This window comes from Aeromonas sp. WP2-W18-CRE-05, from assembly GCF_014168615.1.
In the GTDB taxonomy this organism is placed as follows: domain Bacteria; phylum Pseudomonadota; class Gammaproteobacteria; order Enterobacterales; family Aeromonadaceae; genus Aeromonas; species Aeromonas caviae.
Genome location: NZ_AP021917.1, coordinates 998,352 through 1,017,952, shown reverse-complemented (window position 1 = coordinate 1,017,952; position 19,601 = coordinate 998,352). Strand labels below are relative to the sequence as shown.

Annotated in this window: 18 protein-coding genes and 1 pseudogene; 16 read left to right on the top strand and 3 right to left on the bottom strand. The window is 62.4% G+C overall.

Translation table 11 applies throughout. The annotated features are described in order from the left end of the window. The first annotated feature begins 21 nt into the window (after positions 1–21). The gene (locus H7R73_RS05045) at positions 22–651 is read left to right on the top strand and encodes a hypothetical protein (protein WP_103260708.1); all 630 of its coding nucleotides are present in this window, start codon (positions 22–24) and stop codon (positions 649–651) included. Between the two features lie 81 nt (positions 652–732). Here the strand turns inward: H7R73_RS05045 and H7R73_RS05040 are convergent, their stop codons facing one another. Further along, positions 733–2,067, bottom strand: a complete 1,335-nt coding sequence (locus H7R73_RS05040; protein WP_103261176.1) for a tyrosine-type recombinase/integrase — start codon at positions 2,065–2,067, stop codon at positions 733–735. Between the two features lie 481 nt (positions 2,068–2,548). Between H7R73_RS05040 and ppk2 the strand changes: the two genes are divergently transcribed. The 3 genes from ppk2 to H7R73_RS24375 all read left to right on the top strand — a co-directional run bounded on the left by ppk2 (position 2,549) and on the right by H7R73_RS24375 (position 4,766). Then, positions 2,549–3,373, top strand: coding sequence for a polyphosphate kinase 2 (ppk2, locus tag H7R73_RS05035; RefSeq protein WP_010673303.1), 825 nt, complete (start codon positions 2,549–2,551; stop codon positions 3,371–3,373). A 159-nt stretch (positions 3,374–3,532) separates the two neighbouring features. Then, a complete protein-coding gene (locus tag H7R73_RS05030; RefSeq protein ID WP_103260709.1) occupies positions 3,533–4,594 on the top strand; it encodes a PQQ-dependent sugar dehydrogenase in 1,062 nt (353 codons plus the stop codon). 16 nt (positions 4,595–4,610) lie between these two features. After that, complete coding sequence (locus tag H7R73_RS24375) at positions 4,611–4,766, top strand: entericidin A/B family lipoprotein (RefSeq protein ID WP_010673301.1); 156 nt, start codon at positions 4,611–4,613, stop codon at positions 4,764–4,766. Positions 4,767–4,811: 45 nt separating this feature from the next. Here H7R73_RS24375 and H7R73_RS05020 read toward each other — a convergent pair whose 3' ends face one another. After that, positions 4,812–5,606, bottom strand: a complete 795-nt coding sequence (locus H7R73_RS05020; RefSeq protein ID WP_010673300.1) for a DeoR/GlpR family DNA-binding transcription regulator — start codon at positions 5,604–5,606, stop codon at positions 4,812–4,814. Positions 5,607–5,862: 256 nt separating this feature from the next. Between H7R73_RS05020 and ltnD the strand changes: the two genes are divergently transcribed. The 10 genes and pseudogenes from ltnD (at position 5,863) to H7R73_RS04970 (ending at position 17,907) form a co-directional block, all read left to right on the top strand. After that, the gene (gene ltnD, locus H7R73_RS05015) at positions 5,863–6,771 is read left to right on the top strand and encodes an L-threonate dehydrogenase (protein WP_103260710.1); all 909 of its coding nucleotides are present in this window, start codon (positions 5,863–5,865) and stop codon (positions 6,769–6,771) included. Continuing rightward, entirely contained in the window at positions 6,768–8,021 is a 1,254-nt protein-coding gene (gene otnK / locus H7R73_RS05010; RefSeq protein WP_103260711.1) for a 3-oxo-tetronate kinase, read from the top strand. The genes ltnD and otnK overlap by 4 nt, the downstream gene beginning before the upstream one ends. Next, positions 8,014–8,646 carry a 3-oxo-tetronate 4-phosphate decarboxylase gene (otnC, locus tag H7R73_RS05005; RefSeq protein ID WP_039041066.1) on the top strand — a complete coding sequence of 211 codons (633 nt, stop codon included), beginning with the start codon at positions 8,014–8,016 and terminating at the stop codon, positions 8,644–8,646. Before otnK ends, otnC begins: the two co-directional genes overlap by 8 nt. Further along, positions 8,643–9,416 carry a 2-oxo-tetronate isomerase gene (otnI, locus tag H7R73_RS05000; protein ID WP_103260712.1) on the top strand — a complete coding sequence of 258 codons (774 nt, stop codon included), beginning with the start codon at positions 8,643–8,645 and terminating at the stop codon, positions 9,414–9,416. The genes otnC and otnI overlap by 4 nt, the downstream gene beginning before the upstream one ends. Positions 9,417–9,427: 11 nt before the next feature. Beyond that, complete coding sequence (gene denD, locus H7R73_RS04995) at positions 9,428–10,402, top strand: D-erythronate dehydrogenase (RefSeq protein ID WP_232092741.1); 975 nt, start codon at positions 9,428–9,430, stop codon at positions 10,400–10,402. Continuing rightward, positions 10,399–11,904 (top strand): GntP family permease, encoded by a 1,506-nt coding sequence (locus H7R73_RS04990; RefSeq protein WP_103260714.1) that lies wholly within the window; start codon positions 10,399–10,401, stop codon positions 11,902–11,904. The genes denD and H7R73_RS04990 overlap by 4 nt, the downstream gene beginning before the upstream one ends. Positions 11,905–11,994: 90 nt before the next feature. After that, a complete protein-coding gene (locus H7R73_RS04985; protein WP_103260715.1) occupies positions 11,995–12,885 on the top strand; it encodes a DMT family transporter in 891 nt (296 codons plus the stop codon). A 59-nt stretch (positions 12,886–12,944) separates the two neighbouring features. Then, positions 12,945–14,882: pseudogene (locus H7R73_RS04980) on the top strand (methyl-accepting chemotaxis protein). Between the two features lie 679 nt (positions 14,883–15,561). Next, positions 15,562–16,962: an OprD family outer membrane porin gene (locus H7R73_RS04975; RefSeq protein WP_010673291.1), complete on the top strand. Its 1,401-nt coding sequence runs from the start codon at positions 15,562–15,564 to the stop codon at positions 16,960–16,962. Positions 16,963–17,076: 114 nt separating this feature from the next. Continuing rightward, positions 17,077–17,907, top strand: coding sequence for an SDR family oxidoreductase (locus tag H7R73_RS04970; RefSeq protein ID WP_103261177.1), 831 nt, complete (start codon positions 17,077–17,079; stop codon positions 17,905–17,907). 59 nt (positions 17,908–17,966) lie between these two features. Here H7R73_RS04970 and H7R73_RS04965 read toward each other — a convergent pair whose 3' ends face one another. Further along, entirely contained in the window at positions 17,967–18,299 is a 333-nt protein-coding gene (locus H7R73_RS04965) for a DUF1904 family protein (protein ID WP_103260717.1), read from the bottom strand. 70 nt (positions 18,300–18,369) lie between these two features. Between H7R73_RS04965 and H7R73_RS04960 the strand changes: the two genes are divergently transcribed. Beyond that, positions 18,370–19,257: a TraB/GumN family protein gene (locus tag H7R73_RS04960; protein WP_041214639.1), complete on the top strand. Its 888-nt coding sequence runs from the start codon at positions 18,370–18,372 to the stop codon at positions 19,255–19,257. Between the two features lie 155 nt (positions 19,258–19,412). Further along, positions 19,413–19,562 (top strand): DUF3149 domain-containing protein, encoded by a 150-nt coding sequence (locus H7R73_RS04955; RefSeq protein ID WP_010673287.1) that lies wholly within the window; start codon positions 19,413–19,415, stop codon positions 19,560–19,562. Positions 19,563–19,601 lie beyond the last annotated feature (39 nt).

The window sequence follows — 19,601 nt, the reverse complement described above, 5'->3', positions numbered from 1 at the left end:
TTATGTTATATATGGAGGCTAATGAGTCATCTAAGCTGGGCTATTGAAAAAATTTTCATGGGGCTAGATAATATCTTCCATCACCATATATCGCCAATAATTCCAAGCGCTGATATCAACTCGAAACATATGGTGAGAATGGCGCATATAGACAACCACACTGTAACAAAGCAAGACATTATTTATTTCATCAACAGACTTAACAACACTAAATATGAAAAGATGGAGTTGGTTAGGTACGTCAAAGATGCCGCCGATAAATACTTAAGACACAACGAAGTGACCAATTGGTTTGCCAACCATAAAACTCAAAAAACAAAATGGCTTTGTGAATATCTAATTTCAGTTAAATTAGATTATGTACCGCTTACAATGCCTAATTCTGGTAGCCTTATGAATGATCTAATATCATTTTTAGACGTGCTTAATACGTTCAATGAGGACAAATACAAATGGATAGTCATTAATATTAGAAAGGCATGGAATCAGAGGACGTACAGGGAAAGAAATAAAACAAAAAAACAATACAGCATCAATATGAGCCATGACATCGGAGATATCCTGGACAAGCTTAGCTTGGCTAGAAATGAAAATAAGAATGCGATTGTTGAGGCACTTATCAGAGCTGAGTATAACAAACTACCAAGATGATATATGTTACTTAGTAGCATCGCTTAATGCAGCTAGGTTATATTCGGCCATAGCTGCATATAAACCCGAGAGTATATATGGCTACTTTCGACCAAAGTTCATTTTTATCACATTGTGAGATACCATATCTGACTCTGGGTCTTGCATAACCTCATCTGCAACTAGCCTCCCCCACTTAATCCATACAAGACGGGTTTTCTCAGTATGGCGTGAACGATGGTAAGTTCTAATCAGTTTATTAATAGGAGTGTGATTCAAGCAAAGCTCAATCACTCTTTCCTCAATATCTAGTCTTTCCGCCCAGTTAGTAGCCGCACTACGCCGTAAATCATGGACAGTAAATGGTTCCATATCAGCTAAACATCTGGCAATGAATCGTCTTAGCGCTCGTGTAATTGAGTCGACTAAAATTGGCTCTATTTCATAATTTTTTGGACGATCAGATTCGAATACGAAATCACCATTGGCATACTGCCCCTGTTCCTCAATTACTGATCTCGCTTGAGGAGAAATAAAGACAGTGTGAGCTCTACCATTTTTGGTTTCAGGTATGGTCCATATATCATCCTTGATCTGTGAAAAACGCATATTAGCGACTTCGCCTCTACGACATCCGGTCAGTATCAATAGCTTGATCGCATTCGCTGCTGGTAGAGAAATAGTGGCATGGCGAGAAACGCCACGCCCTCCAGCCGCCAAGCTACCACCACTGCCAAGATCCTCATCAATCGCTTTCCATAGCCTGCGCAATTCGGGGACTGTCAGCCATCTCTCTCTTGGCGAACCAGCACTGGCACCAAAATCCTTGGGCCGCAACAGTCTCGCAGGGTTGGCCTCGATAAGGCAGTGAACCACCGCATAATCCAACATCTGGTTCAGCGTTCCCAACCCCTTACGGGTTTCGTCTTTTGTTGCACGCCGAGTTATCTCTAACGCTTGTGCCAGGTGTGCACGAGTCAGATCGATTAAACGAATATTACCGAGGGTCTTCTTGAGATGACGATTCCAACGATCCTGATGACATTGGAGGGTCTTGGGTTTGACGACCTGAGCAATACGTTGTGCATCGAGCCATCGCCCAAGTAACTCATCCATCGTCAGGGCGGTTTCATTTTTAGCCTTTTCACTAGCAACATGCTTGCGTGGATCTATCCCTTTCTTTACTAAGGCAGCCAGCTCTGCATGCTCAAGCCTGGCTCGCGCCAACGACAACGCCGGGTAATTACCCAGAACAACTGTCGCCTGAGTACCAGCAATCCGATAACGATAGACAAACCGCTTGCTCTTCCCTGCCCTAACCTCAATAGCTAATCCACCGCCATGGGGAGATTTCACCGCATAGCGGGTAATCGAAGCCTCCCCTTGCAAAATCAATGAGGGGATCTCTCGATCCTGCGTTACCGGTTTTCTTGCCATAGCATTCTCTCCCCCCTGTTTGGGGTACCACTTGGGGTACCACAGCAAACATGATATAGGGTGAGACTTCATGAAACTAGCTGAAACCTACAACAAGAAAAATAAACATTAAAAACAATAGGTTAAAATCAGAAATTCAACTTTATAAAACCTTCTGAAACACTACCTACCTTGGTTCCTAAGGGACAGGCCACTGGTTCGACTCCAGTCGGGAACGCCATACACAGCAAGGGGCTGGCATCGTCATGATGCCAGCCCCTTGTGCGTTTCTGCGCCATTTCCCCTGCATCCATGGCGGCCAGGTCCCGCCCCCCCTCTTCAATGTCTCACTGCCACCAACAACCCCGCGAGCCCCACCAAAGATGATCCCGGCCATCCCCCTGTAGTTGCCACTCCCGGTGGCGGCACACCGTCATCTACCCTTGAAGGGCGCCGTCCGGCAGGACGGCCCTCCATTCGCCGAGACACAGAGAAGGACATCATGGGCAGCAAACGAAAATCCAGAACGGAAGAACCGGTCGTGGCCGAGGCGCAAAAGCCCCTTGGCAACAAGGCATACGAAAAGGCGCTGCGCCTCTTGCACGTGGAGCTGGTCAGGCTGCAGCAGTGGGTAGTGCACAAGGGGCTCAAGGTCTGCATCGTCTTCGAGGGGCGCGACGGGGCCGGCAAGGGGGGCACCATCAAGGCGATCACCGAGCGGGTCAGCCCCCGGGTCTTTCGGGTCGTCGCACTGCCCGCCCCCACGGAGCGGGAGAAGAGCCAGCTCTACTTCCAGCGCTACATCCCCCATCTGCCGGCGGCGGGGGAGATCGTCATCTTCGATCGCAGCTGGTACAACCGGGCCGGGGTGGAGCGCATCATGGGCTTTTGCAGCGAGGAGGCGAGCGACAAATTCCTGGCTGGCACCCCCATGGTGGAAAAAGCCCTGGTGGACTCTGGCATCATTCTGCTGAAGTACTGGCTGGAGGTGACCCCACAAGAGCAGGAGCGGCGGCTGCGTGATCGCATCGACGATGGCCGCAAGATCTGGAAGCTCTCCCCCATGGACATCAAGTCCTTCGATCGCTGGGATGATTACACCCGGGCGCGGGATGCCATGTTCATCGCCACCGACACCGCCTGGGCCCCCTGGTTCGTGGCCCACTCCGAGGACAAGAAACGGGTGCGCCTCAACATCATCTCCCACCTGCTGGCGCACATCCCCTACGAGGCGCTGCCGGCGGAGCCGGTGAAGCTGCCCAAGCGCAAGATAGGCAAAGTCAAACCATCGGATCACCCGCTTCGCATCGTGCCAGCCCTCTTCTAGCCAGACGGGGTGAGCCCTGGCTCACCCCCTTTCCCTTCCAACCCCAAGGGACAACAGGCGCTGCCGGTATCATCCAATGGCTTGTTGTTGCTCACGTTTTCCCGTTTGCCTCCCCTATACTTCAGCGACATTCAGGTCTGGCCGAGCGAGGAGGCCCCCATGTTGCGACTGTTTGCCCTGCTGCTTGTCTGCCTGGTGCTCCCGGTGCGGGCACTGACCCTGACCCCGGTGGCGGGGGAGCTACGCCACCCCTGGGGGCTCGCCTTCCTGCCGGATGGCGGCTACCTCGTCAGCGAGCGCCCTGGGCGCCTGCTGCACATCGATGCAGATGGCAACCGCCATGTGGTCTCCGGCCTGCCGCCCCTCGCCGCCACGGGTCAGGGGGGTCTGCTCGATCTCGCCCTGGACAGCGATGGCTGGCTCTATCTCAGCTACAGCGAGCCGGGGGACGGGGGGGCTGGCACCGCCGTGGCCCGGGCCCGGCTGCAAAAAGAGGCCCTCGTCGACTGGCAACTGCTGTTTCGCCAAGAGCCCAAGGTGGCCGGCGGCGCCCACTTCGGCTCCCGCCTGGTGCTAACGGAGGATGGCTATCTCTTCATCACCCTGGGGGATCGCTACAGCGAGCGGGAGCGGGCCCAGACGCTGGACAACCACCTCGGCAAGACAGTACGCCTGCACAAGGATGGCCGGGTCCCCGCCGACAACCCCTTCGTCAAGACGCCGGGGGCCCTGCCGGAGATCTGGAGCCTGGGCCATCGCAACATGCAGGGGGCGGCCCTGCGTCCGGGCAGCCAGCAGTTCTGGGCTCACGAGCACGGTCCCCAGGGCGGGGACGAGGTCAACCTCATCCTGCCAGGCCACAACTACGGCTGGCCCAGAGTGACCTTTGGCGAGGAGTACGGGGGCGGCAAGATTGGCGTGGGCCAGAGCGCGCCGGGCATGACGGCACCGCGCTGGATCTGGGTGCCCTCCATCGCCCCCTCGGGCATGGCCTTTTATCAGGGGAACCTGTTCAGGGAGTGGCAGGGGGATCTGTTCGTCGGCGCCCTGCGCGGTCAGGCCTTGTTGCGCCTGCACCTCGACGGAGACAAGATAGTGTCGGCAGAGCGGCTGCTGACCGATCTGGGGGAGCGGATCCGTACCGTCAAGGAGGGCCCCGACGGCGCCCTCTACCTGTTGACGGATTCAGACCAGGGGCGCCTGCTCAAACTGACCCCATAGCATGAAAGGAGCAAGGATGAAGACGAATCGCATGCTGCTGGTGCTGTGCACCAGCCTCTGGTTGCTGGGCTGCAACACCATCCACGGGATGGGACGGGACATCGAGAAGGCGGGGGAGGTGATCCAGGGCTCCGCCAAGCTGACGGACGCACCGGCCGCAGAGGGTCGCTGATCCCGGCCGGGTGGCGCTGTGGTTCGCCCCCTGTCGCCCTTTTCCTTACCCCTGTTCGGCGCTGGCCACCAGACTGGCCAGCGGCGCCATGGTCACTCTGACCCCGTGCTGTGCCAATGCCTCGCGGGCGCTCTGGGGCAGTTGCTCGTCGGTGATCACCTGATCGATCGCATCCCAGCTCACCACGTTGAAGGTCCCCACCTTGCCATATTTGGACGAATCGCAGATGAGGATGCGCGTCGCCGCCGACTCCACCACGGCTCGCTTCACCGGCACCTTCTGTTCGCTCGGGGTGGAGATCCCCTGACTGTCCCAGGAGGAGGCTGACAGGAAGGCGATGTCCAGATGGAGGTTGCGCAGGAAGTGGGCGGTGGCCTCCCCGGCACAGGACTGGTTCTCGCGAATGACCTGACCCCCGGTGTGATAGAGGCGGCAGCGGCCGTGCTCGATGAGGTAGGCGCAGACCATGAAGTCGTTGGTCACTATCATCAAGTCTTCCCGAAGCGCCAGCTCCCGGGCCAGCTCCAGGGAGGTGGTACCGGCATCCAGATAGACGGTGCTCCCCTCGCTCACCTGGGCGGCGGCGAGCCGGGCAATGGCCAGCTTGGCCCCCTGCATCAGGCTGCGCTTGGCGGCGTGTGACGGCTCGCTCTTGATCCGCTGGGAGAGGCTGACCCCGCCGGAGACAGAGAGTACCCTCCCCTGCTCCTCCAGCTTCTGGATGTCGCGCCTGATGGTCATGTGGGAGACCTGCAGCCAGTCGGTCAGCTCCACTATGCTGACCACGCCGCGCTCTGCCAGCAGTTGCAGGATACGTTGCTGTCGCTCTACGGGAATCATCTTGCCTCGCGCCTCGGGAAAAGGAAGGTGCCATTCTACCCCAGCGACCTGGGAAAAAATGATAAATAACCTGAAACGGGCTCACAAATCACATTTATTCACAATAAAAACGCCAAAATTTGACTCGAAAGAATCTCAACCTTCATAAATAACAAAAGTTAACACGTAATAAGTTATTTTTTGTGACAACTGCCTGATATTTCATCGCCGCAAGCCTCTACTATCTGCTCATCAGTCGTAATCGAGGAATCACGAGATGAGCACTCCCTATCATGTTGCGGTCATCGGCCTGGGCGCCATGGGCATGGGCGCCGCCCGTTCCTGCCTGCGGGCCGGGCTCACCACCTATGGCATCGACCTCAGCGAACAGGCCCGCGGCCAGTTGCAGCAGGCCGGTGCCGCCGCCGTCATGGCCGATGCCAGGCCCCTGGCCGAGACGCTCGATGCCGTGCTGTTGCTGGTGGTCAACGCCACCCAGGTACGCCGCATCCTGCTCGGCGAAGCGGGGCTGGCTCGCCACCTCAAACCGGGCACCGCCATCATGGTCTCTTCCACCATCGCCGCCGAAGAGGCGAGCGCCCTGGCTGCCGAGCTGGCGCTGATGGGGTTGCCGATGCTGGATGCGCCGGTTTCCGGTGGTGCCATCAAGGCCGATGCCGGCGAAATGACGGTGATGGCCGCAGGCGCCGACGCCGCCTTCGACAAGCTGGCCCCTGTGCTGGATGCGGTGGCCGGCAAGGTCTACCGGGTCGGCAGCGAGCCGGGCCAGGGCAGCACCGTCAAGATCATCCACCAGCTGCTGGCCGGGGTGCACATCGCGGTGGCCGCCGAGGCCATGGCCCTGGCCAGTCGGGCCGGCGTGCCCCTGGATCTCATGTATGACGTGGTGACCCATGCCGCCGGCAACTCCTGGATGTTTGAAAACCGCATGCCCCGGGTGCTGGCCGGTGACTACCAGGCCCGCTCCGCAGTGGACATCTTCGTCAAGGATCTCACCCTGGTGGCGGACACCGCCAAGGCGCTGCGCTTCCCGCTGCCGCTCGCGAGCACGGCGCTGAACATGTTCCTCGGCGCCAGCAACGCAGGACACGGCCAGGAAGATGACAGCGCCGTCATCAAGATCTTCTCCGGCATCCAGCTGCCGGGTCAGGAGGAGCAAGCATGAAACTCGGAGTCATCGCAGACGACTTCACCGGCGCCACCGACATCGCCGGTTTCCTGGTGGAAAACGGCCTCTCCACCCTGCAACTCGCCGGCGTGCCGGAGCATGACGGGGATCTGCCCCCGGTCGATGCCGTGGTGATCAGCCTCAAGAGCCGCTCCTGCCCCGCGGACGAAGCGGTGCGCGACTCCCTGGCGGCCCTCGACTGGCTCAAGGCCCGCGGCTGCCCGCGCATCTACCAGAAGTACTGCTCCACCTTCGACAGCACGGCAGCGGGCAACATCGGCCCCGTCACCGACGCCCTGCTGGCGGCGTTGGAGAGCAAGTTCACCCTGATCTGCCCGGCCCTGCCGGTGAACGGTCGCACCGTCTATCAGGGCAACCTGTTCGTCGGCGCCCAGCCGCTCGCCGAGTCCGGCATGCGCCATCACCCCATCACCCCCATGACCGACAGCAACCTGCTGCGGCTGATGGAGGGGCAAGCCCAGGGCCGCGCCGGTCTGGTGCCGTTCAATACCATCTCACAGGGTCCCGGCGCCATTGCCGACGCCTTTGAGCAGCTAACGCAAGCTGGTGCGCGCTACGCCGTGGTCGACACCCTGACCGAGCAGCACCTGCTGGACATCGCCACCGCCGCCCTCGACATGCCCCTGGTGACCGGCGGATCCGGCCTCGCCATCGGCCTGGCCCGTCAGCTTGGCAGCGGCGATCTGCAGGGTGCCCGCGAGGCGGGCTGGCCCAGAGGCAGCCGCGCCGCGGTGCTGTCGGGATCCTGCTCCGAGATGACCAACCGTCAGGTGGCCCGCTATCGCCAGCACGCTCCTGCCCTGGCGCTGGATGTGGTGCGCTGCCTCGAGGATGCCGACTACCCGGCCGAGCTGGCGCGCTGGGTACTGGACCAGCCCCGGACACCGGCGCCGCTGGTCTACGCCACCACCAGCCCGGTTGAGCTGGCCCGCATTCAGGAAACCCACGGCCAGCAGGCGGCCAGCGACGCGGTGGAACACTGCTTTGCCCGCCTCGCCCAACTGCTGCAAGGCGCCGGCGTGGACCGCTTCATCATCGCCGGTGGCGAGACCTCGAGCCGGGTCACCCAGGCTCTCGGCGTCAAGGCGTTCCACATAGGCCCGCAGATCGCCCCCGGTGTGCCCTGGGTGCGGGCCATCGACGCCCCCCTGTCGCTGGCCCTCAAGTCCGGCAATTTCGGGAGCGACGACTTCTTCGACAAGGCTCAGGAGTACTTCCATGACTGAACAGGCACTGCGCGACACCATGGTGATGCTGGGGGCCTCCCTCTTCCAGCGCGGTTATGCCACCGGGGGCGCCGGCAACCTCTCCGCCCTGCTGCCGGACGGTACCCTGATCGCCACCCCGACCGGCTCCTGTCTGGGACGGCTCAGCGCCGACAGGCTCTCTCACGTCAACCTGCAGGGGGAACACCTGGGGGGAGATCGCCCCTCCAAGGAGGTGGCCTTCCACCTCGCCATCTACCACAACAATCCGGACTGCCGGGCCGTGGTGCACCTGCACTGCACCCACCTGACCGCCCTCTCCTGTCTGGAGGGGCTGGATCCGGCCAACGTCATCCGCCCCTTCACCCCCTACTACGTGATGCGGGTCGGCCAGTTGCCGCTCATCCCCTACTACAAACCGGGGGATGCCCGCATCGCCGAGGAGCTGGGGCGCCGCGCCCCCGAAGGCAACGCCTTCCTGCTGGCCAACCACGGCCCCGTGGTGACGGGCAAGGATCTGGTGGATGCGGTCAACAACATGGAAGAGCTGGAGGAGACGGCGCGCCTGGCACTGATGCTCCATGGCCACGCCATCCGCTACCTGAGCGAACCCGAAATTGATGAATTGAGGAGGATGAAACCATGAGCAAGTTTGCCGCCAATCTCACCATGCTGTTTACCGAGGTGCCGTTCCTGGAGCGCTTCGCCGCCGCCCGCGACGCAGGCTTCGAGGCGGTGGAGTTCCTCTTCCCCTACGAGTGGCCGGCCGCAGATCTGGGCCGCCGGTTGCGCGAGCAGGGGCTCTCCCAGGCCCTGTTCAACATGCCGCCGGGCAACTGGGCGGCAGGGGAGCGCGGCATGGCCGCCATCCCGGGGCGGGAAGCGGAGTTTCGCGGCCACCTGCCAAGCGTGCGTGACTATGCCCTGGCGCTCGGCTGCACCAAGGTACACGCCATGAGCGGCATAGTGGACCCGGCTCATAGCCTCTCGGCCCACCGCCAGACCCTGATCGACAACATCCGCTTCGCCGCCGACTTCCTGGCCGAAGACGGCATCAAGGTACTGCTCGAGCCCCTCAACGATAGGGATGTACCCGGCTACTTCCTGGCCCACCAGCTCGATGCCCTGGCCCTGGTGCAGGAGATAGACAGACCCAACGTGGGGGTGCAGCTCGACCTCTATCACGCCCAGATCATGGACGGGGATCTCACCCGTCTCATCGGCAAGCTGGGCCCGGCCATCGGCCACGTCCAGATCGCCTCGGTACCGGATCGCCACGAGCCTGACGAGGGGGAGATCGCCTACCCCCACCTGTTCAAGGCGCTGGCGCAGGCGGGCTACCACGACTGGATAGGCTGCGAGTACAACCCCAGAGCCGGCACCCGGGAAGGGCTGGGCTGGTTGACACAACAATAACGACCCTGAACATGAACGAGTCTGAGGATAACAAGATGCAGATCATCATCACCGGCGGCGGTGGCTTCCTGGGCCAGAAACTGGCCCGGGCCCTGCTGCAAGGCCCCCACCCCTTCACCGAGCTGCTGCTGGTGGACATCCAGCAGCCGCAATCCCCCCTACCGGACCCCAGGGTTCGCTGTCTCCGGGCCGACCTCACCGAACCCGGTGTCGCCGAGTCCCTCATCAGCGAGCGGACCGCCGTGGTCTACCACCTGGCCGCCATCGTCAGCAGCCACGCGGAGCAGGACTTCGATCTGGGCTGGAAGGTCAACCTGGACACCACCCGCACCCTGCTGGAGGCGTGCCGCCATGCCCGGCCGGGCATCCGCTTCGTCTTCACCAGCTCGCTCGCCGTCTATGGCGGCCCGCTGCCGGAGCTGGTGAATGACGGTACCGCCCTGACCCCCACCTCCTCCTACGGCGCCCAGAAGGCCATGGGAGAGCTGCTGGTCAACGACTACAGCCGCAAGGGCTTCGTCGACGGTCTGGTATTGCGCCTGCCCACCATCTGCGTGCGGCCGGGCAAGCCGAACCGCGCCGCCTCCTCCTTTGTCAGCAGCATCATCCGCGAGCCGCTGCAAGGGGAGAGCGCCATCTGCCCGGTGAACCCGGATCTGCGCCTCTGGCTCTCCAGCCCCGCCACCGTGGTCGCGAACTTCCTGCTGGCGGCAAGACTTCCCGCCACCGGTGACGCCCGCAGCATCAACCTGCCCGGCATCAGCGTGACCGTCGGCGAAATGCTGGAGGCCCTCGCCCGGGCCGGTGGCCAGGCGGCCCGGGATCGGGTGCAGTTTGCCGCCGATCCGGCCATCGAGCGCATAGTCGCGAGCTGGCCGGGACGCATCGACAACCAGCGGGCCAGCACCCTCGGCTTCGCGGCAGACAGGACGTTTGCCGACATCATCGACAGTTTCATCACCCATGACATGCAGGAGGCATCATGAGCGACATCCCAACCCCCATCATCGGTCTCATCATCGCGGTCTTCGTGCTGGTGTTCCTGGTCATCCGTACCCGGGTGCACGCCCTGATCGCCATGCTGGCGGCGGCCTGCATCGCCGGGATCACCGGCGGCATGAGCATCGACAAGACCCTCACCGTGATCACCCAGGGCTTTGGCTCCACCCTCGGCAGCATCGGCATCGTCATTGGCCTCGGGGTCATGATGGGTCGCCTGCTTGAGGTCTCCGGCGCCGCCGAACAGATCGCCTACAGCTTCATCAAGTGGCTCGGCAAGCGCCGCGAGGAGTGGGCACTGGCCATCACGGGCTACATCGTCAGCATCCCCATCTTCGTGGACTCCGCCTTCGTCATCCTCTATCCGGTGGCCAAGGCGCTGGCGAAAAGCGGCAAGCGCTCCCTGCTCACCCTGGGGGTGGCGCTCGCGGGCGGCCTGGTGGTAACCCACCATACCGTGCCGCCGACCCCGGGCCCGCTGGGGGTTGCCGGCCTGTTTGGCGTGGACATCGGCGCCATGCTGCTGACCGGCATGGCCCTGGCCATCCCCTGCGTGCTCGGCATCGTCTTCTACGCCCAGTGGCTCGACAAGAAGTACCCCGAGTTCGGTGCCCAGGCCGCCCAGACCCCGGACGAGCTGCAAGCCACCTATGAGCAGTACCTCAAGGAGAAGGAGGGCAAGACCCTGCCGAGCCTGACCCTGTCGCTGCTGCCGATCCTGGTGCCCATCGTGCTCATCTTCGTCAAGGCCATCTTCACCACTCTGGCCACCCTGGAGGGCATGGACGGCCTGATGGCGAACCCCCTGATGCAGGGCATCAACTTCATCGGCACCCCCATCATCGCGCTGGCCATCAGCGTGCTGCTGGCGGTCTATACCCTGGTCCCGCACATGGACAGGCACGCCACCGCCGCCCGCCTGGAAGAGGGGCTGCAATCCGCCGGCATCATCTTGCTGGTGACCGGTGCCGGCGGGGCGCTGGGGGCCGTGCTGCGCGACAGCGGTGCGGGTCAGCAACTGGCCGAGCAGATCGCCCAATTGCCCATCTCCCCCATCCTGATCCCCTTCATCGTGGCGACCCTGGTGCGCCTCATCCAGGGATCCGGCACCGTGGCCATGGTGACGGCGGCCTCCATCTCCGCCCCCATCCTGGCGCAGATCCCCGGGGTCAACATGCTGCTGGCCGCCCAGGCCGCCACCATGGGGTCGCTCTTCTTCGGCTACTTCAACGACAGCCTGTTCTGGGTGGTCAACCGCATGATGGGGATCTCCGACGTCAAGCAGCAGATGATCGTCTGGTCCATCCCGACCACCATCGCCTGGGCCATCGGCGGCACCGGCGTCGCCCTGCTGAACCTGCTGTTCGGCTCCGGCGGCACCTGGTTCGACCCCGTGCTGCCGCTGCTGGTGCTGGCCCTCATCGTCTGGTACGTCAAGGGGCAGTCCCTGGCCCCGGCGGCAGGGGCCGTCCCGAGCCGGGAGTCATAACCCGCACCGTCACGGCAACGCTGTGTGACGAGGGCCAGTCTGCTAGACTGGCCCTCTTTTTCGTTCATTCATCTTGCAAAGGAGTGTTGGATGCCTGCGTCTTCCTGGTGGGACAAGTCCACCGGTTTTGCCCTGCTCACCATCTTGTTGTGGGCCTCCCTCGCCGCGCTCACTTCCCGGATCACCAGCGTCTCGCCGCTGGTGCTGGTAGGGCTGGTGCTGCTGTTCTGCGGGGCGGGCACCCTGCCATTCTGGCGCCAGTGGCGCGCCAGCCCCCTCACCTGGCTGGTGACCATCACCACCCTGCTACTCTATCACCTGCTGCTGTTCACAAGCTTTCGCCACGCCCCCGTGCTGGAGGCAAACCTCATCAACTACCTCTGGCCGCTGTGCATCATCCTGTTCACCCCCTTGCTGCTGCCGGGTCATCCCCTGAGCCTGCACCATCTGCTGGCCGGGGCCCTGGGTCTCGCGGGATCGGTGCTGGTGATGGTCGATGGTCACCTGCAACTGCAACAGGCCCATCTGCCCGGCTACCTGCTGGCCCTCGGCGCTGCCATCGTCTGGGGCGCCTATTCCGTGCTCTCCCGCCGCCTGCCTCCCGCTCCCGCCGTGGTCACAGCCGCCGCCTGCCTGCCCGCAGGCCTCCTGGCCCTGCTGCTGGCATGGATGCTGGAAGGCCCCTTGCCATTCGCCCGGATCCCTCAGGGGGACTGGCTGCTCATCGCCGGGCTCGCCCTCGGCCCCATGGGGGCGGCTTTCGTCACCTGGTATCTGGCGCTGCGAGACGGGGATCCGCGCCGCATCGGCGCGCTCGCCTACCTCACGCCCTTGCTGAGCACCCTGCTGCTGGTCTGGCTCAACGGCGAGGCGCTCACCCCGCGCCATCTGCTGGCGGGGGGGCTCATCATGGGCGGCGCCCTGCTCGGCCTGCTGGTGAAGAGCCCAAGTCAACGGGAGCTGGCACAGCCACTGTCATAAAAACGCCATCAGACCTGATTAAGCTCGCGCCCATTACGTGATTCAAGCAGGAATCTGATGTGAAAATTGCCCATTTTGCCTCCCTCTCTTCCCTCGTCTTGCTGCTGGTGGCCGGTGTTCAGGCCACCGCGCTCTATCATGGCTGGCAACAATTCAACCACTCGGCCCAGGCCCAGCGTTTGCAGGAGCGCCTGCAACAGCAACTGAGCGGTCCGCTGCAGGGGGCGCTTCGCGACTATCTCGGCAGCGGGGATCCCCTGCTGCTGGCCCAGGCACAGGGGGTGCGCCAGCAGGCGCTGGCCCTGTTGTCCCGCCTGGAGGATCCCCAGACCCAGCCGCTAAACGCCCGGCTTGAGCAGATGAAAACCCGCATTGACGGCGACTATCTGGCGGCGGGCAAGCTCTCCGGCAACAGCCAGTGGTTGCTGCAGAATGCCGAGAACGAGTTGACCACCCAGGCCAAAGCCTTGCTCCGTTACGGCCAGCAGGGGGCTGCCGCCGGGCGGGATCCGGCCCTTGCCGAGCAGTATCGCCAGGGGGCGGCCGACATCCTGACCGCCCTCCCCTCCCTCGCCCACCAGCGCCAGAACTACATGGAGCAGGCGAGCGCCAAGCGTCTCGAAGGGCTGCAATTCGAGCTGGCTGCCCTGCAAAAGTAGGCCGACTCCCTGGCCGCCCTGCCGAGCATGGAGCTTTTCGAGGAGGCACCGGCCGACGAATTCACCCTGGGAGAGCCGATACGCAAGGAGCTCGGGGATCAGCCCAAAGCCGAGCTGACCTCCCTGCTCAAGCGCTATCCCCAGGAGCTGGAAAACAGCCGCAAGACGCTGCAACAGCAGCAAGCCGCTCGTCAGATGGTGCAGCAGGACATCACCCAGCTGCTGCAAGCGGGGGAGCAATTGGGTGAACAACTCGCCGCCGCCCGTCAGACCATGAACCGGGAGCTGGCCACCGTGCTCGGCGTGCTGGCGCTCTGCCTGGTCGTGGTGGCCCTGCTGTTCGCCCTGGTGCAGCGTCGCTGGCTGGTCAGGCCCCTGCTGCAACTGCGGGCAGCCTTCCTGCAGCTCGACGCCACGGGTCAGGCCCAGCTCCTGACCCCGGGGCGCGAGCGCAACGAACTGGCGGACATCGTCGCGAGCTACAACCGCCTGATACAGCGCCTGCAACAGGATCAGCAGCAGAAAGAGGGCCAGCTATCGGCGGTGTCGCAAAGTCTGCAAGGGATGGTCAACCAGGTGCAGGAGATCCATCACAGCACCCGCACCACGGAACAGGCGGTGGATGAGAGCGACACCATGATGCAGGAGCTCAACCAGCTCGCCAGCGAGGTGCACCAGGTCGCCGCCGAAATCGCCCAGCACGCCCAGCACAATGAACACTCCATGAGCCAGAGCGAGCGGCTGGTCGGGGGCATGCTGACGGCTACCGCCCAGACCGGGCTCGCCATCGACGAGAGCAGCGGCGCCCTGGCCCAGCTGACCCGCTCGGTGGAGGACGTGACTGCCATCGTCGACGTCATCGGCCACATCTCCCAGCAGACCAACCTGCTGGCCCTCAACGCCGCCATCGAGGCGGCCAGGGCCGGGGAGCAGGGACGCGGCTTCGCGGTGGTAGCCGACGAGGTGCGCCACCTCTCCGCCGACACCCAGCGCTCCCTCGGCCAGATCACCGAGATCCTGGCGAGCCTCACCCAGGCGGGGGATCAGCTCGCCACCGTGCTGGCCCGCATCACCGCAGAGGCCGCCGAGCAGCGCCAGCAGGCGGAGCAACTGCGCCAGACCACCCTGACGGTGCGGGAGATGGCGCGCAGCACCGCCGTCATCGCCCTGCAGGGCGCCGACAATGCCAAGAGCCAGGAGCACAGGCTGGCGAGCTTCGCCGCCCTCATTGGTCGCATCAGCCAGCACGCACGCCAGGGCAGCCGCCTCTCGGTGCAGGTCTCGGAGCACATACACCACCAGGCCCAGCAGATCCCCCGGATCCTGAGCCAGGCCTGATAACCCCCGGGTCTGGAACGCACCAAACCCGGGGCGTGTTCCCTGTCTACCTGCCCGCGGTACGGCCTTGCCGCAACCCTTCTCTTGATGCTCCCGTCACGTCTTCACGGGCGATGACGGGTTGCCTCATCCATTCAGTCACAGGCTCCCTCACCCCTTTCACATCCCTGGTCCCCTGTCTGTCGGGCGACGGCTCACGCTCACGACAGTGGGCATCCCGCCGGGCCCATCTTTTTTTGTGATACAAAATTATATGTTGCCACCGGGTTAACAAAGAAAGTTCTGCCTTGACGGCAATATCTGCGCAGGAGAACGGTGAAATCACCATGAAAGCGCTGTCATTGCCGACATGAGTGGCCTGGGAGTGCCCACACCAAGAATCATGATTATTTGCACTCGGTCATATTTTTGAAACTTGCCGGGAACTTTACATTGATATTTCGCACCGCGAACGTACTCTTGGTGATGTCAGATCGCCAAGGATCGACAGCCAAAAAATAACGACTGTAACGATGCAGATAGCCCCGACCGATGCGCCAAGGCATCAGGCACAAGGGCACGACAGAGAACCATTTTTTTGCCCTTCGGGGTGTTGATTGCAATGCCAATACCGAGCGGCGGGTGCCTACCCGGCTGCCGGATAAAAAAGCTAAGTCCATAAAATCAGGAGCAATAACAAATGGAAAAAGTGATCTTCAAGCGCGCCGCGTTGAGTGCTGCCGTGGTCGCGGCACTGGTCGCCCCCGGCATGGCGTTCGCCGCTCAAGACATGATGAGCCCGGAATACGGCAAGTCCTACAGCGCCTTCATCGACGAAGGCAAGCTCACCGGTGGCCTGTTCTACTTCCAGCGTGAGCGTGATCGCGTCCAGGCCGGTCCGGGTCAGGATGGCAAATACCACTCCAACCTGAGCCATGCCACCACCCAGGCAGCCCTGAACTTCAACTCCGGCTATGCATGGGGTGTGGTCGGCGTCGACGTGGGCGGCTTCGGTGCCTACGACCTGGCCGTTGACGAGAGCAATGGCGTCAACGAAGAGAACGAATTCTCCTTCTGGGGCGACAAGTGGGGTTCAGGTGGTGACGGCGTTCCCGAGAACGGCTTCAGCCTCTCCAACGCTGCCCTGAAATTCAAGTTCGGTGACGCCGTCACCGCCAAGGGTGGTTACACCCAGCTCTATGTACCCGGCATCCTCGGCGTCAACTGGTCCTATCAACCCGGTACCTACCGTGGTGGCCAGATCGAAGGCACCTTCGGCGGCCTCTACCTGACCTACGCCATCGCCGACGAGTACAAGGCTCCCTGGTTCAAGAACACCACCGGCTTCTCCAAGAGCAGCCCCTATGCCAGCGATCCCTTCACCGATGCGAACAAGATCGACTACATCCACGGTCTGGCCGCTCGCTACACCTTCGAGAACGGCACTGCCGTCACCGCCGGCTTCGGTCAGTCCGAAGGCTACATGGACAGCTACCACTTCAAGCTGGCCCACAAGTTCGACGTACTGGGTGGCCTGAACACCAGCTACCAGTTCTACGGTTCCGACACCGAGAACAGCGACTATGACGGCCTGGCCTGGCAACAAGCCCTGACCGCCAGCTGGGCAGCCGGCCCCTATGGCTTCCGTCTGGAAGGCCTGTGGACCAAGGCTGAAGGGGATCTGGGCAACTACCTGCCCCGTCTGACCCGCGGCTACGGCAACTCCCAGGGCGCGAACGAAATCTGGTGGGATTCCCGCTCCGACTGGAACCACAACGACGAGAAGGCCCTGTTCTTCGGCGTGACTCGTTCCCTGGATGATCTGGTGGGTGCACCGGGCTGGGGCGTGGGTGTCTCCGGTGCCTACGGCTGGGATGCCAACAACGGCGACAAGTCCCTGGAAGGCGGCAAAGAGTGGGCAGCCAACTTCGACGTCATGTACACAGTGCAGGACGGCAAGCTGAAGGGCACCCTGTTCAAGCTGCACTACACCGACTACAACAACGAACAGGACGACAAGGGCAGCTGGTACTACCCGAACATGTTCAGCTCCGAGCATGACGTCAAGTTCCACATCATCATGCCGTTCACCATCATGTAATCAGGCATCTGACGTGACCGAAAACCGGGCCTCTGGCCCGGTTTTGTTTTTGGTGGCACCACGCTACCATGCCAGCTTCGGGCCACCTGCCGGCCGCCAATCAGGACCATGCTCATGCCCCATCCCTTCGTGCTCGTCACCGGCTGCTCCAGCGGCATCGGCCTCGCCGCCGCAAGAACGCTCGGCGCCCGGGGCTTCACCGTCATCGCTTCCGCCCGCAAGGCCGAGGATGTGGCCCTGCTGCAGCAGCAGGGTCTGTTGGCGGTGCAACTGGATCTGGCGGACAGCGCCAGCATAGAGCGAGGGGCGGCAGAGGCGCTGGCCCTGGCAGAAGGGCGCCTCTACGGCCTCTTCAACAACGGTGCCTACGGCCAGCCCGGTGCGCTGGAAGATCTGCCCACCGAGGCGCTGCGCGAGCAGTTCGAGACCAACCTCTTTGGCTGGCATCACCTCATTCGCCAGATACTGCCCCCCATGCTGGCGGCAGGCGAGGGGCGCATCGTGCAGAACAGCTCGGTGCTTGGCCTGGTGGCCATGAAGTATCGTGGCGCCTACAACGCCAGCAAGTTCGCGCTGGAAGGCTATACCGACACCCTGCGCCTGGAACTCGCGGGCAGCGGCGTGCACATCAGCCTGATCGAACCCGGCCCCATCGACACCCGGTTTCGCGCCAATGCCCGGGAGGCCTTCCTGCGCCACATAGACCCGAGCGCGAGCCGCCATCAGGACGCCTATGCCCAGACGCTGGCCAGGCTGGAGCGTGAAGGGGGTGCCCGGGGCTACACCCTGCCAAGCGAGGCCTGCATCCCGCCGTTAGTGCATGCGCTCACGAGCAAGCGTCCCAGGCACCGCTACCCGGTCACCTTCCCGACCAAATTGTTTACCGTGCTGCGCCGCCTGCTGCCAAGCCGCTGGCTTGACAAGCTGCTGATCAAATCCGCCTGATAAAGGTGCCCTCGGCGGGCCTCCTCTTGACATGCACCTGTCTTAGCAACGATGCCCGCTCAATAGTGCTGGCCGTTGCTGTAGTAGTGACTCTTGACGATGGGCAGCACCTGCACCACCACATAGGTCTGCTCCCCCAGCACCGCTTTCAGGTGGCGGGTGATGAGGGCGGCGGCGGCATCCTGCATCTCCTGCGGTCGCTCGAACCAGACCAGCTCCACGAAGGGGAAACCGGCTTCGGGCTGGCCATCTCGTACCCACTGGCTCGGCACGCACTCCAGGGTGACGAACTCCGGCTTGCCACCGGTCAGGGCGCAGAGGTCCGCCATCAGGGGGGCGCTTATCTGCTGCAGGGTGTCGACAGAAACTGCCCGAAAACGAAGGTGGGGCATGGGAAACCTCTTGGCTGTGACAAATGAGGACTTATCATAGAGCACTCATCCCGCTCACATAAGGTGCCTCATGAGATTCCATCCCACGCTGCTCTCCTTCCTGCTCTGCCTGCTGCTGCCGCTCCATGCCATGGCCGATCCGGCCTTTTACCGCATCAACAAGGGCAACGAACAGCACTGGCTGCTGGGGTCCATCCACGCGGGCAAACCCTCTCTCTATCCCCTGCCGGACCCGGTGGAGCGCGCCTGGCAGCAGAGCCGTGCCCTGGTGATGGAGGTGGACATGACCCACATCAGCCAGGAGCAGTGGCAGGAGATGGGCGCCATCACCCGGCTCGTCGACGGCAAGACCCTCAAGGATCACCTGCCCATCGACCTCTACCGTCGCACCCTCATCGCTGCGGGCCAGAACGGTCTGAACGAGAGCATGCTGGCCCCGCTGCGTCCCTGGTTTGCGGCCATTACCCTGACCCAGGCGGCCCTGGAGCGCACCGGCTATCGCGGTGAATACGGTGTCGACCAGCACTTCGCCAAGCGGGCGAACGACGGCGGCAAGCCCATCGTCGGGCTGGAGACCCTGCTGGAGCAGCTCGGCTATCTCGCGAGCGTCGGCGACAACCAGACCCTGATGCTGGAGAGCACCCTGGACGAGCTGCCCGACATCCAGCAGGGGTTCGACGCCGTGATGACCGCCTGGCAGAACGGGGACGAGGCCACCCTCATCAATCTGCTCAGGGAGGAGATGGCGCCGCCCAAGCTACAAGCCTGGCTGGAACAGACCCTGCTGGCGGAGCGCAACCGCAACTGGGTCAAGAAGTGGCCCAGCCTGCCGAACGAGAGCTTTATCGTGGTAGGGGCCCTGCATCTTTACGGCGAGCACGGGCTGCTCGCCCTGCTGGAGCAGCAGGGCTGGCGCATCACGCCCCTCACCGAACCGACCCTGGAGAAAGCAAAATAGCGTCCAGTCCGGCGACCTGACGCACCGGATGCGCGTCGGCTCACAGAATTTGCTGCCGATTAAATAACCAGAGAGGGAGTTGATCGAGATCATCCCCTCCCTCCTGAAGAGGTATCTATCATGCCTGTCACCGCCCAGTGACAGGAGTGAACGAGATGGAATTCTGGATGAACCTGATGTTCGGCAACAGCGTGGGGCTGATGTCCATGCTGGTGATTTTCGGCACCTTCCTGCTCATCAGCGCCTATGCGGTCTATTTCATCTACAAGGTGATGCACGCAGAGCCGCCCAAAGAGGGGCAATAACCAGGCTCGCTCAGACCGCCCTCCCCGGCAGGGGCCGGG

Coding starts and splice junctions, on each gene's coding strand:
- ppk2 (WP_010673303.1), top strand. CDS start 2,549: ATGGGCAGCAAACGAAAATCCAGAACGGAAGAACCGGTCGTGGCCGAG.
- H7R73_RS05030 (WP_103260709.1), top strand. CDS start 3,533: ATGTTGCGACTGTTTGCCCTGCTGCTTGTCTGCCTGGTGCTCCCGGTG.
- H7R73_RS05040 (WP_103261176.1), bottom strand. CDS start 2,067: ATGGCAAGAAAACCGGTAACGCAGGATCGAGAGATCCCCTCATTGATT.
- H7R73_RS04955 (WP_010673287.1), top strand. CDS start 19,413: ATGGAATTCTGGATGAACCTGATGTTCGGCAACAGCGTGGGGCTGATG.
- H7R73_RS04975 (WP_010673291.1), top strand. CDS start 15,562: ATGGAAAAAGTGATCTTCAAGCGCGCCGCGTTGAGTGCTGCCGTGGTC.
- ltnD (WP_103260710.1), top strand. CDS start 5,863: ATGAGCACTCCCTATCATGTTGCGGTCATCGGCCTGGGCGCCATGGGC.
- H7R73_RS04960 (WP_041214639.1), top strand. CDS start 18,370: ATGAGATTCCATCCCACGCTGCTCTCCTTCCTGCTCTGCCTGCTGCTG.
- H7R73_RS04965 (WP_103260717.1), bottom strand. CDS start 18,299: ATGCCCCACCTTCGTTTTCGGGCAGTTTCTGTCGACACCCTGCAGCAG.
- otnI (WP_103260712.1), top strand. CDS start 8,643: ATGAGCAAGTTTGCCGCCAATCTCACCATGCTGTTTACCGAGGTGCCG.
- otnC (WP_039041066.1), top strand. CDS start 8,014: ATGACTGAACAGGCACTGCGCGACACCATGGTGATGCTGGGGGCCTCC.
- denD (WP_232092741.1), top strand. CDS start 9,428: ATGAACGAGTCTGAGGATAACAAGATGCAGATCATCATCACCGGCGGC.
- H7R73_RS05045 (WP_103260708.1), top strand. CDS start 22: ATGAGTCATCTAAGCTGGGCTATTGAAAAAATTTTCATGGGGCTAGAT.
- H7R73_RS24375 (WP_010673301.1), top strand. CDS start 4,611: ATGAAGACGAATCGCATGCTGCTGGTGCTGTGCACCAGCCTCTGGTTG.
- H7R73_RS04990 (WP_103260714.1), top strand. CDS start 10,399: ATGAGCGACATCCCAACCCCCATCATCGGTCTCATCATCGCGGTCTTC.
- otnK (WP_103260711.1), top strand. CDS start 6,768: ATGAAACTCGGAGTCATCGCAGACGACTTCACCGGCGCCACCGACATC.
- H7R73_RS04985 (WP_103260715.1), top strand. CDS start 11,995: ATGCCTGCGTCTTCCTGGTGGGACAAGTCCACCGGTTTTGCCCTGCTC.
- H7R73_RS05020 (WP_010673300.1), bottom strand. CDS start 5,606: ATGATTCCCGTAGAGCGACAGCAACGTATCCTGCAACTGCTGGCAGAG.
- H7R73_RS04970 (WP_103261177.1), top strand. CDS start 17,077: ATGCCCCATCCCTTCGTGCTCGTCACCGGCTGCTCCAGCGGCATCGGC.